We start from the raw sequence: 15,779 nt of genomic DNA on the forward strand, positions 1-15,779 counted from the left end.
CCATCTATAGTAATTATAATATTTATTCAACTGTGCTTAATATAAATTTTTATCATATTTTTCAAAAACCCTCCAAGGCGAGGATGCCTTTTTCTAATATATTCCAACAATTTCCACCCAAAAGTATTTTTCATTAAATCAATTTCCTTTTTGTAGATGTCAATTAGATTAGAATCAGTATTATTTAAATAAATATTGGCAAAAAACTTATCATAAAAATATTTATTTGATTGTACAATTACATCAATTTTTTCATTTGGAGTGTAACTATCATTTATGTAATTCATATAGAGTTCATCATATTCTTTTACCATTACTTTTACATCTTTCACAAAAGAACATCTGTTAAATTTTATTTTTTCTTCATCTAATATTTCTTTATTTTCAATTACTGATTCAATGATATTAATTATTGAATTTGAATTAAACGGTCTATCAATTACCCACCCTATTTTATTACATTTTGCTCTTTCTCCCGTTGCTCCAATATTAAAACAAATGGTAGGAATTTTCGCAGCCCAAGCTTCTGATAATGTGTAACTATAAGTTTCAGGACAAATTGAAGGTATAATTACCAAATCAATATTAAAATTCTTTAAAAGTCTTATAATTTCTTCTCTTTTGTATCTACCAAATTTATATAAATTTTTAGAATTAAAATACTCAAGCTTTTTATCTCCTAAATTACCAAATACATAAAACTGTATATTGTTGTTGTTTTTAAAATAGTCCAATATTTGGAAAACAATTCCACTCCCTTTATATGGCGCAAGTCCGCCTATAAATGCTATATTTAATTTATTTTTAATTAAATTTATACTATTTCTCTCTAATATTAAGTCACTATTAAGATTGATACCATGTTCTATTACTACAATATTTTCATCAGGAATACCTAAAATATTTATTAAATAATTTTTTGCAGAATAAGATGGTGTAATAATTAAATTTGCTAAGCTTAGCTCTGATTTAAAAGTATTTCGCCAACTGTCTAAAATTTCAAACCTTAAACCTAATCTTTGTTCTAAGCATTTACTGCATTTCTTTTTGTCAATTTTAGCATTACAAAACTCATTTTTGATATCCAACAAATTAACAGTAGGATCTATAGGAAAATAATCATGCACCGTAACAATAATCGGTAAATATTTAAAAAAACCTTTTATACTGCTAATAGTGGTTATTGGTAAATCTCTTAAATGCTGAATATGTAAAAGATTTATATCAAAATGAGTAATTATGTTTTTTAATATGTCAAAAAACTCAAAATTATAAAATGTATTAATTTTTAATTGTTCACTAATAAAAAACTTAAATATTTTATTTATTTTGTCATTAATAATTCTTAAATATATAATATTTTTCTCAGCAAACAATATAAAAAAATTATATTTAGTTTTATCCGAATTTTCGATTATATCTTTAACATGATATTCAGTTCCACCAATAGGATGTTTTATATCATCATAAACATCATTATGAATTAAATATAAGATATTATACTTTTTATTTACTTTCAGATCTGAATGAAATGAAATATATTCAGCAATGTTTTTTAAATCTGTATTTTCTATAAATTCCTTTATTGTTAAATCGTATTCTGGATATAACTCATTTAATTTATTTAAATTTTTTTTTATATACTTTAATTTATCTTCTTTAAATGACATACTTCCCTTATGTTGAATAAAACAATAATCGCAAATAGTATGAATGTATCCTTTATACTTAGCACGCATGCAAAATTCATTTTCTTCTCCATATCCTTTACCAAAATCATCTTCATTAAAATACCCAACTTTTTCTAATACTTCTCTTTTAATAAACATGCAAAAACCGACAGCAGTTGGAATTTCTATAAATTTTCTAATTGATATTCTTTCTATTAAATTTGCATATTCATTTGCTGTATATCCATCCGGAATATTATTATCATTCAAAAATTTTGGTATCGAACAAATAGTTCCATTATTTGTATATGGTGTTACGGTTGCAATATACGGATTACTATATCCTTTTTCAACTAATTTATCTATCCAGTAATCAGTAACTATTGTATCACTGTTAAGTAATATAACATCATTACTCGAATACTTCATTCCTTTATTTACAGACTTTACAAACCCTAAATTTACTTCATTGTTTAAAATAATATAATTATTTATTTTTAAATTTTGTAAAAAATTTTCTATTCTATTATCTGTACTATTATCATTTATTATAATAATTCTATAGTTAAAGTTTGTTTTTGCTATGTTAATAGAATTTATGCATTCTATCAAATCTTCATAAGCATTATAAACTGGAACAATAATATCAACTATATAATCATCTTTAATTAAATTCATGTAAATCCTCCTAAATATATAATTATTTTGTTTTTTCATTCTAAAACTTTATAACAAAAATTTTAAACCCCTATTAACATTAAAATCTATAAATTACTTATGCCATGAATTTCGTTTAATGGTAATATTTTTATGTTAAATTCAATAATCACCAGTTTTATATAATCATTAACCTCAATATTAAACATTGGGTCGAGTGTATTAAATAAAACATATCCATTATCTTGTAATATTCCATTATAAGTTATTAAACTTGAATTTATATTATTTAATTTATTATTTCTGTCAATATATGATATATTCATTATTTTAATTTTAGAGTAAAAATTTTCTATTGGATCAAATCTAAAAGATTTTATCATTTTTTCTATATTATTTATCTCAAAATTAACAATAAAATTAGTAAAACTATCGTCATATTTGATTTCATTAATAAACTTTTCTTTTTCTGAATATCCAAATCCTGTATCTACATAAAGAGATGCTATAATCTTGTCAATATAATATACCTTCATAAATCTATTTATTTTTTTTATTTTGTCAATATAACTTTTTAAAAATAAGATTTCTTTTTCTTTTTGCTCATATAATTGATCTTTAATCCTATAGTTAAAATTTTTATGCAAATTTATATTAAAATAAGTTTTATTCTTGTTACTAAAAATAAATTCTTTTAAGTCTTTAAAAGTTTCCGGCATGACTATAGAACTTTTGCTAAACTTCTTTTTAAATTTTTTAATAAACTCATCAATACTAAATGAATTATCAAATATTTCTTTATTAAAATGATTTCTGTATATCTTACTTAGCAAAGCTATTTTTATATTTTTTGTATATTTCTTATATAACATTTTTGTATTAAATACTGCCGACGAAAAGTAGCTTATCAATATCATATTGTCAATATATCCATTATTTATTATAATATTAAAACAAATCAATTCCCAGGGAACGTCATTATCATCTAATATTTCAACATTAAATCCAAAATACTTTATAAAACTTTCATTAGGATGTTTTTTGACTATTAATTTAAACTCCCTAATATACTCAAATAATAAATTTAAGAATATTTTCTCATCAATCACATTCTTTTCATCCAAAGCACCAATATATTGATCAAAAAATATTATATCACTAGAAAATTTTTTATAATTATAATTAAAAATATAATTTAATTCATTGCACATTTCAACACTAGAATTAGGATCTGAAATTATATTTTCAAATTCTATTTTTCTCAATGTTTTTTTTAATTTGCTAACATAACAATCCGGATCAAACAGCCATATTTCATCAATTCGATTTAGATCAACTGTATTGTTTTCTATTATATTTGATTTTGTCCATTCCTCATAAGCTTCTTTAATCATATAAGTACCTATACCTTCATCTGTCAAAATTATTTTAACTTTTTTATTTTTAACTAAATTAAATAATATACGACTGTACTTTGTTCCCCAAGTAAAATAATGAAGTATATCTATTTTATAATTTGTCATAATTTCAATTAATTGATTTTCTATTCTCATATTTTCCCCGGATAGTTCATCAATTAATACAACTTTATCCCAAATTTTAATTTTATCCAATCTTTTATATATATCGACTAAATTGCTTAAATGATTTGGTATAAATATAAAATTTTTATCATCTTTATAAAGAGTTTTAGCTAAAATATATGATACAAATATATGGAAACTAGTAGCACATGAAAAATATATATTCATTACTTTAATTCTCCTAAAATTATAAATTTTTTTCCTATGCTATTACCTACATTATCATAGTCTTGATTTATATATCCTTAAGTCTATTAAAACTAAAATGTTTCCTCCTATCTAACCTCAATTTTTAATTTTTCATTCACCGTATATACAATTTCATATCCTTTTTTTAAATTAAATTGAATATAATAAGCTCCTTTCACATTTGGAATAGTTATTGGTACATCTACATCTACAAAATATTTATAATAAATTTCTCCCGGAATAACTATATTCCCCAAATCTGATTTTACTGCTTTCAAATTGCTGTCCAGAATATTATAAGATAATATTACAGGTTGAGGTTCAGAGCTATTCCATACGTGTGAGCCTTCATTCACAAGTCTTAACTGCAAGTTTGTATTTTGACCACGCAAAAAATTTAAATTGTTTGTTTTATTTATTATATCAGCCTTATATTCAACTGGTACCTCGTCTGTAAATCTACTATAAAAATTACTTGAAACATGGACATTAGCAGCTAAAAATAATATAGACATTAAAAGAAAAAATATTGATACAATGCTTTTTTTTATTTTCGACAAAATTCATCACCCACTATAATATTTGCCATTCATGATTTAGCCTAAATATTCCGACTTCTTTTGTCTCTGAGTATGTATTAAAAGTCAAAACCGATTTTTTGTAGTCATAAAGTTCTCCATTAATTCTATGACAAGATACATCAAGGAAATATTCACCATCGAGAAGATTTAATTCTTTTATCCGAAACAATACTTCACCTTCACCTTTCAATTCTTTAATATTTATACTATCAAGGTGCGTATTTGTGCCAAAACAGTTTAATCCATTATTATTGTATACTGCCATCCCAAATACCACATCATTCCCTACGTCCGAATTACGTTTGTAAGATATTTTAATTATAGCTTCATCACCTGTTTTAAAAGTGTTTTTTTCTTCGCCGTCAACACCAATAAGATTAACTTTTGTTATTATTATTTCGCCTGTCCCAATGATACGTTCTTCTCCTGTATCTTTTCCTGTGGTATTTTCAACTGTTTCCAACGCTTTTTTATTGTCCCTATCTGCGACAAAATCAAGATATGATCTTATTACATCTCTAGGATTCCCCTCACCTTTTACAATACCTTTATCAATCCAAACCGCCTTATCACATAACCTTTCTATTGAACCAAGATCATGAGATACAATAACAATTGTCACACCAGCTCTTTTAAACTCATGGAGTTTATTAAAACATTTTTTTTGAAAGTGATCATCTCCAACAGCTAATATTTCATCAATTAAAAGTATATCCGGATCTATATTTATAGCAACTGAGAATGCAAGCCTCATATACATACCTGATGAGTATGTCCTTACAGGGGTATCAATAAACTCCTCTAATTCTGAAAAAGATATGATTTCTTCGATCTTTTTATCAATTTCTCTTTTTGTAAAGCCAAAAATTGATGCATTAACATATATGTTTTCCCTCCCTGTAAAATCAGGATGAAAACCTGCCCCCAATTCAATAAGACTCGATACTTTGCCTCTTGTTATAATTTCACCTTTATCAGGATATATAATCTTAGAAATCAGCTTAAGAAGAGTACTTTTACCTGAACCATTTTCTCCAATTATGCCAATCGATTCTCCTTTTTCTACTTTCAAAGAAACATCTTTTAATGGTATAAATTCTTCAGTTAAATTTTTATTCCTTAATATAATCCTATCTTTTAATGTAGTTGGCTTACCTCTATGAATTTTATAAATTTTTGTTACGTCATTTAATTCTATAGCATACATAGTCATATTTCCTCCGCAAATCTTCTCTGTAGTCTATCAAACAAAATAAATGCAAATACATCAAAACATATAGACATCAAAAATATTAAAAGCAATGATTTTTTACTTGGCCAAAGTCCATAATAGAGAATATCTCTATACGGTAAAATAATTGATGTCATTGGATTTAAGAAGAATAATTTAAAATATCTTTCGGGTACTAAATTGATAGGAAAAACAATAGGCGTTAAATAAAACCACGCCATTGTCACAATTCCCAATATGTGTTCAAGATCTCTAAAAAAAACATTTAAGGCAGAAAAAACAACATTTAACCCGACTACAAACAAAAATTCATTTACCATCACTACTGGTAATAACACTATAGATAATGAAAGATGAATTTTAAAAATAAAAAGTGCAATAAACACGATTATAAAGCCAAATAACATATTTATAAATCCAGTAAGTGCAACAGATATAGGCAATATTATTCTTGGAAAATATATCTTTTTGACCAGATTGCTATTTGCCATAACAATAGTAGTACTTTGCATAATTGAAGTTGAAAAATATATCCACGGCAGTAATGCTACAAATAAAAACATAGCAAAATTATATATATTCATCCTCATAATAGTTGAAAAAATTATTGAATACACTACAAGCTGTAATAATGGATTTACAAATGTCCACAAAAAGCCTAAAAAAGAGCCTCTATATCTCGTCCTTAAATCTTTCTTTACCATACTAAAAAGCATTTCTCTATATTCATATAGTTCCCTCAATGTTGTCATCCCTATAACCTCACTTTATCCGATTTAAGCTGAAAATGAACCCAAATTATCCGAAATTATGATTTCGTATAATTCTTTTAATATTTTTATAAAAAAATAAAAGGCTCAATAACCTTTATCGATCTAATTATTATTAAAGTATTTATCTAGGTCTTCTATCTTATTAATTTCAAATATGTTGTCTGCTATTTGAAGTAATGTTTTCTCATCTGCATCTTCGATCAGCTTTATATATTCTTCAGGTATATCATTAAATTTCTTCTTCAACAATCTTATAACAAGATTCTCCATACCTTTTTCCATACTCTTTTTTAGTTCTTCCTCAGTATAAATTTTAAAGTTCGCTTCTTTTAAGTTGTTTATTACATATTTCATCTGTTCTTCATTTAATCTGTCTGCATACATCTTAATCACCTACGAGGCTTTAATTGGATCTACTCTAAAAGCTGCCCCGATTAATTTAGTTTTATTATCATACTCCTTCCACTTCATCCATATTAGCAAATAACCTTTCTAACTCATTTTGAAATACATATTAATAGACATAGCTTCGCCATACGGACACCAGTGAATTAAATTCACCGCCTCCGCTTATACATGGGAATATTACCACCATCAATATTCATGGGTGCCGAAACAACCTCATGAATATTGATGGATAATATTACTACTTTACAATATAGATTTATTCGACATAAAACTTAAAAATCCTTCTTTATTTATCAAATTTTTTAATATTTGCGGCAAGACATGATCCGCTCCACCTAAAGTTTTTCTAATTCCTTCAATTTGCCATGGATATTCATGCATAAAAAAATAAAAGGCTCAATTACCTTTATCGATCTAATTATCATTAAAGTATTTATCTAGGTCTTCTATCTTTTTTATATCAAATATATTCTCACCTATCTTTTCTAATTTATCTATATTTAACTCGTACATTCTTTTTACATACAACTCTGGTATTTTGTTAAATTTTTTATTTAAAAGTTTAATAATCAATTCAGCCTTACCTTCAACTTTGCCTTCAACTTTGCCTTCAGCTTTACCTTCTTGTATCAACATTTCGGCTATCTTAGTCATTTTTATCGCTCCTTTCAATTTATTTTTATATTCCTCAGTCAGAAATTTATCGCTTATTCCTATCAATGCGCCGATTATATATGTCTTTTCATCTTCATCTTCTATTTTTTTCGCCAGTTCTACCGCATCTATTGCCATCTCATCACTGCTTTTTTATTTCCCATAAGTAGTAAAAATAAAAGGGGCAAAGAACAATTTAACTTACAATGTATTTCTCTATATCTTCTATCTTATTAATTTCAAATATGTTGTCTGCTATTTGAAGTAATGTTTTCTCATCTGCATCTTCGATCAACTTTATATATTTTTCAGGTATATTATTAAATTTCTTCTTCAACAATCTTATGACAAGATTCTCCATGCCTTTTTCAAAACCTTTTTCTATGCCTTTTTCCATACTCTTTTTTAGTTCTTCCTCAGTATATATTTTGAAGTTCGCTTCCTTTAAGTTGTTTATTACATATTTCATCTGTTCTTCACTTAATCTGTCTGCATACATCTTAATCACCTCCGAAACTTTACTCGGATCTATTCTAAATACCGCCTCAATTAATTTTATTTTATTGTCGTATTCTTTTGCCTCATTTATACTGGATAATACTTTCTCTATTGCATTTTTAAAATACATGTTATTTGATAAAACCATCAATGAATAATTTTCCTCTACGTTTTCTAACTCTGACAATACTATTATCTGCACCGGTATCCATTCATTATCTATATAATAAATGCCATTATCAGAATTATCTAATCTAATTTTATGTTCTTCTAAAAATGACATGAGTTTTTTCGGCTATGCCAATCATTCATTTTATTTCCTTCTCCTTAAATTATATCACATTTCCCTTAAAACAGGTAAGCTTCGCCATACGGACACCAGTGAATTAAATTCACCGCCTCCGCTCATAAAGCTTCTATGATCACCAGTAATATTTATGAGTGCCGAAACATCAGCATAAATGTTACTGGATATTATTACTATTTTCTATTTATTCGACATAAACTAAAAAAATCCTTCTTTATTTATCAAATTTTTTAACAAAAGCTTGAAGTATGCAAAATATAAAGTAAGGCTGCATCTAATGCAGCCCCAAAAAATACTTGTAAAAGCTTAAATCGTCGGTCAGCTCTGGATGAAATGAAGTCGCAAAAAGGTTGCCTTCCCTTGCAGCCACTATTTTCCCATTGTATCTAGATAGCACCTTTACATTTTCTCCCACATCTTCAATATAAGGCGCTCTTATAAACACTGCATCTATTTTATCTTTTGATACATCAGGCATACTAAGTTTTGCAGTAAAGCTATCAAGCTGACTTCCATAGGCATTTCTCCGCACCTTTATGTCCATAATACCAAGATGAACTTTATCATCATTTACGATGTGTTTAGCCATCAGTATCATGCCTGCGCATGTTCCCCATATAGGCACACCCGATCTGTAAAGATCTATTATGGTATCTTTTAAGTCAAAGTCATTAAGCATTTTTCCTATGGCAGTGCTTTCCCCGCCAGGTAGTATAAGTGCATCTATGTTTTTCAAAGTTTCTTTATCTTTCGCCTCTACTGGTATTATACTGTCTAATCTTTTCAGTTTATTTATATGTTCTTCTACAGAACCTTGTATAGCAAGAACACCAACACGCATTTTACCAACCCCTAGTTGCATATAGATCTTTTTCTGAAAGATCCCTTATATCGATGCTATTCATTGCTTCTCCTAATCCTTCCGATACTTCTGCTATTATCTCTGGTTTGTCGTAATATGTGGTAGCTTTTACAATTGCTTCAGCACGCTTTTGAGGGTTCTCTGATTTAAATATCCCTGAGCCTACAAAGACTCCATCTGCTCCAAGCTGCATCATAAGCGCAGCGTCTGCCGGTGTTGCAATACCACCTGCTGCAAAATTTACAACTGGCAGTTTTCCGTTTTCTGCTACATATTTTACTAATTCATAAGGTGCCTGCAATTCCTTTGCTGCCGTCATAAGCTCTTCTTCGCTTAAAGTCGTAAGCTTTTTGATTTCAGCATTGATAGTCCTCATATGCCTTACTGCTTCAACAACATTTCCTGTGCCTGCTTCACCTTTAGTTCTTATCATTGAAGCACCTTCGCCAATTCTCCTTAATGCTTCACCTAAGTTTCTTGCACCGCAAACAAATGGAACTTTAAACTGCCATTTGTTTATGTGATATGATTCATCTGCAGGTGTCAGCACTTCACTCTCATCGATGTAATCTATCTTCAAAGCTTCCAAAACCTGTGCTTCCACAAAATGTCCTATCCTGACTTTTGCCATAACAGGTATTGACACAGCTTCTTTTATCGCTTTTATGATTTTAGGATCTGACATCCTTGCTACGCCGCCATGTGCCCTTATATCAGCAGGTACCCTTTCAAGTGCCATTACCGCAACAGCACCAGCTTTTTCTGCAATTACAGCCTGTTCAGGCGTCGTAACATCCATTATGACTCCACCTTTTAACATCTGTGCCAAATTTTTGTTTAACTCATATCTTTCATTCATTGTACTTATTCCCCCTATTTTTATATAACAATTTTATTAATTTATATCAATTGTATCTATTTAATAAGAACATGTCAATCAGTACAATATGGATACAAAAAAAGGATACATCACTGTATCCCCTTCAATACTTCTTTTGAATTTTGTATTATTTGCTTTGTAACATCCGTCATGGGTTTTGGCTCTTCTGACTTTGAATTAGCCTTATTAAACAAGTCTTCAACATCTACAGCCTTTTCAAGATATTCTTTCGCTTTTGCTTTATCATTGTTTTGCAGGTAAAACATCCCTACTTTGTTATAAGCATCTGCCAATTGTTGATAATTTTCTGGTCTTAAAGGCTGTACATCGACGGCTTTTTTAACATACTTAAGCCCATTATCTATCTGCCCATGTGATAGATAGAATGCTCCAAGCTGTGCTAAAAGCTGAGAGTTAAACGGCTCTAAATCAACCGCTTTTTGTTCTTGGGTCATTGCCTCTTGATATGTTGCCGCATCTTTAGTTTGATCTGCTATACTTGCCAATGTCTGGCCGTAAGACATCCTGTACTTTGCATTCCACGGATCATAAGAAACAGCGCTTTTGTAATACTGCATAGCCTGAGGAACATTGTTAGTCTTTGCAAATTGGTCTCCTTTCTCTGCATATCTCAATGCAGTGGAAAGTGAAAAAGACATAAACATGACAACTACGCCAACTATCAAAATGCCAAAACTGTAGTATCCACTGTACGATTTTCTCCCTTTCGCGGCAGCTATATTTTTATGTACCTTACCTAAGCTCATGCTGTTTATTATACCGACAAGGGAATATAAGGCTATTGTCACAGCAGACAGCGAAAGATCAAAATCCATAGCGGCATGAGCATATATGCTCAATATGCCCGCTGTTGCCGCAGCCAATAAAACGCGCTCCTCTACGTCCAGCTCAGCCTTATAAAGCTTGATAACTGACAGTATCAATGTAACCAAGAAGAATATCATGGCTAAAGCTCCGACTAAACCAGTATCAAGCAAAACCTGCATGAAGTAATTATGTGTCTGTGTCGTCCAATACAGGTATGACTGATATTTGAAGTAAAGTGATGCCCAAGCACCTCCACCTGCACCAAAAAGCGGATAGTCTTTAAAAATCTTAAATCCGTCTTTGTAAAACTGCATTCGTTCAGAACTGCTGTGGCTTGTCAAACTTATGTCTTGTATCCTTGACGCTACGTTTTCAGGCAAATATTTATACTTAAGCATTATATTTTGAACAGCATTTGGATCATTCTTGGGATATATGTATGCCTTATCAAATGTCACTGAAGTACCTTTAAAGTAATTTGTAAAAGTAATGGCTAGTCTTTTCGTGTCTTTCAAAGTAGAGAATTCTATCGTCTTCTCACCACTGAAAGTCTCTTTATCGTACACATCTTTTATCTTTGTAGGCTGATCGAGGTCATTTCTGCTTTCTATGGTAATATCGTACGCCCAATCTTTATTATCAACATTCTTTGACATGACATCGTACTTCAATACATATATTCTATCAGCATCAACATCGACAAACCTTGTGACACTTTTACCACTATCAGCCTCGTTTTGGCTATGACTTAGCGTAAGGGGTACTTCCGTCGTCAATACCATATAACCTGCTACTGTTGACAATACACCCACAATGACGATTATGGATATACCTATTTTTAGACTTATCTTGTTTACAACTTCAACCAAAAAACTCACAATGTACGTGAATAGCAATGATAAGATACATCCTACAAGTATCCACATAACCAAATTGTGAGGCTTAGGTCCATTTACGACAGAATTAAATTTAAGTATTGGCAATGCTGACGCTACGATTATACCTATCAGGTAAATGAATGGCTCTACCCTTTTTCCTTTTGGCATCATTATTATAAGGAACAAAAACAGAAACGGAAACATCACCCAAGCGCCTCTGGATAATGTAAAAACATAAGCATAAAGCTGCATAAAAACTTCTACACCGTAAAGTGCTTTTAAATACCTGTTTTCCGTGTACGATATGAGTGCAAAATTCACAAACAAAAATGCCATCAAAAACGATGCGGCAGTATTGGCGTATTGAAATGTGGAATTAATCCTTCCTCCAACCCATGAGCCATTGTAGTTTACATATCCCGCTGCAGACAAAAGGCCTACTAAAGCTACTCCAAATGAGCTTAAAACGAGCACATTCAAAAGTATCCATATCTTTTTCTTGTCATTGGCAAGTCTGCTGACCAAAAAGTATACAAACACATAATCGACGTACTTTAATACTTCTCCTATTGCAGACCTTATATTTACAGCAAAAAACGTAGAGATGAGATATGCTCCTATTATTGATATTGCGGCATAATCCAATCTTTCAGAGATTATAGGCTCTTTTTTTATAATCTTCATCAATGACCATATTACGACCACAACTGAAGTAATACATATAGTAGGTAAAAACTCATTGTCAAAGTACATGCCGCGGAAATACGGCGGTAAAGCTATAAGAAGAAGCAACGATATATAAAATACAATATTCATCACGTTTGTGTAATTTGTGCTTCTTTTAGAAACATTAATGGTGACCTTGTTCTTTTTTGCTGCTTTTTGTGCCATATCGATTCTCCTTTATATATTTTATAAAATGCACAAATAATCATATTCGACAAAAAAACTTAATTTCCTTCTTTTGAAATCATTTAACAAAATACAGCGTGAAAAAAACTTCATCTTTATCCAATCACCATTTCCAATTGATAGAATATAATAAACTGAAATCAAATTAAATAGGAGGTATCCACATGAGAGGCAGAAAATTACTTGTTTTCACTCTTATACTCATATTTGTACTTACATCTTTATTATTCACCGGTTGCAAAGTAAAAGAGCAAAAGCTTACAAAGATAAACTTTATTGAAACCGTACATTCGATTTTTTACGCGCCATATTATGTAGCTGTCAACAAGGGCTTTTTCAAAGAAGAAGGCCTGCAATTAGAGATAACAACCGCACAAGGCTCAGACAAAGCTGCAACGGCAGTTGTATCAGGTCAGGCTGACATCGGTCTACAAGGTCCAGAGACCACCGTCTACGTGTACAAGGAAGGAAAGCAAGATTACCTCGTAAATTTTGCACAGCTTACTAAGAAAGATGGTTCTTTCTTAGTTGGGAAAAAACCAGAGCCTAATTTCAAGTGGGAAAATCTAAAGGGCAAAAAGATAATAGGTGGAAGACCTGGTGGAATGCCAGAAATGACTCTTGAATATATACTGAAAGAGCATGGTATCGACCCTAAAAAAGATGTAAATCTCGTGACAAATCTTCAATTTACAGCGACAGCAGGTGCTTTCATGAGATCAGATGCAGACTACGTAGCGCTATTTGAGCCAACTGCATCGCAAGTGGAAAGCGAAAAAGGTGGATACATCGTGGCATCTGTAGGTGCCGCTGGACACGATGTGCCTTATACAACATTTAACGCAAGAAAAAGCTATATAAAAGAGCATCCTGACATCATACAGCACTTTACAAATGCAGTCTACAAAGGCATGCTATACGTGCAGTCTCATTCATCAAAACAAGTGGCTGAAGACATAAAGTCATTTTTCCCAGATACTGATATTGATATAATTGCAAAAGTAATCGACAGGTATAAAAGCATAGACGCATGGGGCACCACGCCACAGATGAAGCCATCAGATTTTGATGCTCTTCAGAATGTCTTATTAAACGCAGGTGAAATCGACAGCAAAGTAGATCCAAACGCTTTAATCGACAACACTTTCGCCGATAAGGCTGTCGCAACCATAAAGAAATAGTATTGTGGGGACAACCGAAAGATTGTCCCCTGTAAGTATGCTTAAAATATGACAGGAGGTGCATCTGGTGAGGAAAGTAATGATTGAGCTTTCAAACATATCTTTAAACTATCATACGATAAAAGGCGAAACAGAAGCTATAAAAGACGTTTCATTTAATGTGTATGAAGGTGAATTCGTAGGCGTCATAGGACCTTCTGGATGCGGCAAATCCACACTTTTATCCATAATAGCCGGTCTTTTAAAGCCATCAAATGGAAGTATCGTTGTAAATGGAAAAGTCGGATATATGCTTCAAAAAGACCATCTTTTTGAGTGGAGAAACATCATGCAAAACGTCCTTTTAGGCCTTGAAATACAAGGTGCTGTCAATGAAAACTCTATAAAAAACGTAGAAGATCTTTTAGAAAGATACGGTTTATCTGATTTTAAATACCATTACCCTAACCAAATATCTGGCGGAATGAGACAGCGAGCAGCGCTAATCAGGACATTGGCCTTAAAACCAGACATCATGCTTCTCGATGAGGCTTTCTCAGCTCTTGACTATCAAACGAGGTTGGCCATATCTGATGAAGTGTGGACTATTTTGAAAAATGTCAAAAAGACAGCAGTAATAGTCACTCACGACATCTCTGAAGCCATCGCAATGTGTGACAGAATCGTCGTCTTGTCCAAAAGGCCTGCAGTCGTAAAAAACATATATGAGATACACCTTACATGTGATAATCGGTCACCTATAGGATGTAGAAAAGCACCTGAATTTAAAGAATACTTCAATGAAATCTGGAAGGAGCTTGATGTGCATGTATGAAGTATCACAAAACATCTCAAAGGAGCATATAGAATTTTTAAAAAAAGTGAAAAGAAAAGAGACCGCCATCAAAATCACTCAATTATCCATACTCATTGCTTTTTTCGCCTTATGGGAAATAGCAGGAAGGCTAAAGCTTATAGACCCGTTTCTATTTAGCCAACCTTCTCGCATGATGAAAACCATCATAAACTTAAGCGAAGACGGCTCACTTTTTACGCATATATGGGTCACATTAAGCGAAACCCTTATCGGATTTGCCCTCGGAACAGTTTCTGGCATAGTGATAGCCATACTGCTTTGGTGGTCTGACTTTGCTTCAAAAGTTGCAGAGCCTTACTTGATCGTCTTAAATAGCCTCCCTAAGATTGCCTTAGGACCAATATTTATAGTCTGGATGGGCAATGGCGAAGCACCAATTATAACAATGGGTTTGGCAATATCGCTGATTGTGACTATTATAAGCCTCGAGACAGGGTTTAAACAAGTGGACGAAGATAAGATAAAACTTCTAAAGACGTTTGGTGCCACCAAATTTCAAATACTGACGAAATGCATACTTCCTGCCAGCATACCAACTATCATGTCTGCCATAAAAATCAACATGGGTTTGTCTTGGGTTGGTGTCATAACAGGAGAATTTTTAGTGTCAAAAGCGGGATTGGGATACCTTATCGTCTATGGGGGGCAAGTATTCAAGTTGGACATAGTAATGACAAGCGTCCTTATACTGTCTATCCTGGCAGCGCTTATGTACGTCCTATTAGTCTACATCGAAAAGAAAATCATCAAATGGCAGTAGTTTATATTATGCACCGCTTATGCTGGTGTATTTTTTTTTATTATGTGCTAAAATATCTTTATGAAAATAAT

Annotated in this window: 14 protein-coding genes; 3 read left to right on the plus strand and 11 right to left on the minus strand. The window is 31.1% G+C overall.

Going from position 1 to position 15,779, the window contains the following annotated elements; translation table 11 throughout:
• Window positions 1–26: 26 nt before the first annotated feature.
• From BVF91_RS07510 to BVF91_RS07560, 11 genes are all read right to left on the minus strand, one after another.
• Window positions 27–2,348 (minus strand): glycosyltransferase, encoded by a 2,322-nt coding sequence (locus BVF91_RS07510; RefSeq protein WP_168170196.1) that lies wholly within the window; start codon window positions 2,346–2,348, stop codon window positions 27–29.
• A gap of 86 nt (window positions 2,349–2,434) precedes the next feature.
• Window positions 2,435–4,078: a polysialyltransferase family glycosyltransferase gene (locus tag BVF91_RS07515; protein WP_085112827.1), complete on the minus strand. Its 1,644-nt coding sequence runs from the start codon at window positions 4,076–4,078 to the stop codon at window positions 2,435–2,437.
• A gap of 107 nt (window positions 4,079–4,185) precedes the next feature.
• The gene (locus tag BVF91_RS07520) at window positions 4,186–4,659 is read right to left on the minus strand and encodes a hypothetical protein (RefSeq protein ID WP_085112828.1); all 474 of its coding nucleotides are present in this window, start codon (window positions 4,657–4,659) and stop codon (window positions 4,186–4,188) included.
• Between the two features lie 13 nt (window positions 4,660–4,672).
• Complete coding sequence (locus tag BVF91_RS07525) at window positions 4,673–5,887, minus strand: ABC transporter ATP-binding protein (RefSeq protein ID WP_085112829.1); 1,215 nt, start codon at window positions 5,885–5,887, stop codon at window positions 4,673–4,675.
• A 2-nt stretch (window positions 5,888–5,889) separates the two neighbouring features.
• A complete protein-coding gene (locus BVF91_RS07530; RefSeq protein ID WP_085112830.1) occupies window positions 5,890–6,663 on the minus strand; it encodes an ABC transporter permease in 774 nt (257 codons plus the stop codon).
• Window positions 6,664–6,786: 123 nt separating this feature from the next.
• Window positions 6,787–7,068 carry a DUF4351 domain-containing protein gene (locus BVF91_RS07535; RefSeq protein ID WP_240495847.1) on the minus strand — a complete coding sequence of 94 codons (282 nt, stop codon included), beginning with the start codon at window positions 7,066–7,068 and terminating at the stop codon, window positions 6,787–6,789.
• Between the two features lie 438 nt (window positions 7,069–7,506).
• Window positions 7,507–7,884: a DUF4351 domain-containing protein gene (locus BVF91_RS07540; RefSeq protein WP_240495848.1), complete on the minus strand. Its 378-nt coding sequence runs from the start codon at window positions 7,882–7,884 to the stop codon at window positions 7,507–7,509.
• 58 nt (window positions 7,885–7,942) lie between these two features.
• Complete coding sequence (locus BVF91_RS07545; protein ID WP_240495849.1) at window positions 7,943–8,527, minus strand: DUF4351 domain-containing protein; 585 nt, start codon at window positions 8,525–8,527, stop codon at window positions 7,943–7,945.
• Between the two features lie 298 nt (window positions 8,528–8,825).
• Complete coding sequence (gene pdxT, locus BVF91_RS07550) at window positions 8,826–9,392, minus strand: pyridoxal 5'-phosphate synthase glutaminase subunit PdxT (RefSeq protein ID WP_085112831.1); 567 nt, start codon at window positions 9,390–9,392, stop codon at window positions 8,826–8,828.
• A 1-nt stretch (window position 9,393) separates the two neighbouring features.
• Complete coding sequence (gene pdxS, locus BVF91_RS07555) at window positions 9,394–10,272, minus strand: pyridoxal 5'-phosphate synthase lyase subunit PdxS (protein ID WP_085112832.1); 879 nt, start codon at window positions 10,270–10,272, stop codon at window positions 9,394–9,396.
• A 110-nt stretch (window positions 10,273–10,382) separates the two neighbouring features.
• Window positions 10,383–12,890: an O-antigen ligase family protein gene (locus BVF91_RS07560; protein ID WP_085112833.1), complete on the minus strand. Its 2,508-nt coding sequence runs from the start codon at window positions 12,888–12,890 to the stop codon at window positions 10,383–10,385.
• Window positions 12,891–13,075: 185 nt separating this feature from the next.
• Between BVF91_RS07560 and BVF91_RS07565 the strand changes: the two genes are divergently transcribed.
• The 3 genes from BVF91_RS07565 to BVF91_RS07575 all read left to right on the plus strand — a co-directional run bounded on the left by BVF91_RS07565 (window position 13,076) and on the right by BVF91_RS07575 (window position 15,708).
• On the plus strand, window positions 13,076–14,092 hold the full coding sequence (locus tag BVF91_RS07565; RefSeq protein ID WP_085112834.1) for an ABC transporter substrate-binding protein: 1,017 nt from the start codon (window positions 13,076–13,078) through the stop codon (window positions 14,090–14,092).
• A 79-nt stretch (window positions 14,093–14,171) separates the two neighbouring features.
• Window positions 14,172–14,906, plus strand: coding sequence for an ABC transporter ATP-binding protein (locus BVF91_RS07570; protein WP_502688656.1), 735 nt, complete (start codon window positions 14,172–14,174; stop codon window positions 14,904–14,906).
• A complete protein-coding gene (locus tag BVF91_RS07575; RefSeq protein ID WP_085112836.1) occupies window positions 14,899–15,708 on the plus strand; it encodes an ABC transporter permease in 810 nt (269 codons plus the stop codon). The genes BVF91_RS07570 and BVF91_RS07575 overlap by 8 nt, the downstream gene beginning before the upstream one ends.
• Window positions 15,709–15,779: the final 71 nt, after the last annotated feature.

Origin of the sequence: Thermoanaerobacterium sp. PSU-2 (genome assembly GCF_002102475.1) — a bacterium.
Taxonomy (GTDB): domain Bacteria; phylum Bacillota; class Thermoanaerobacteria; order Thermoanaerobacterales; family Thermoanaerobacteraceae; genus Thermoanaerobacterium.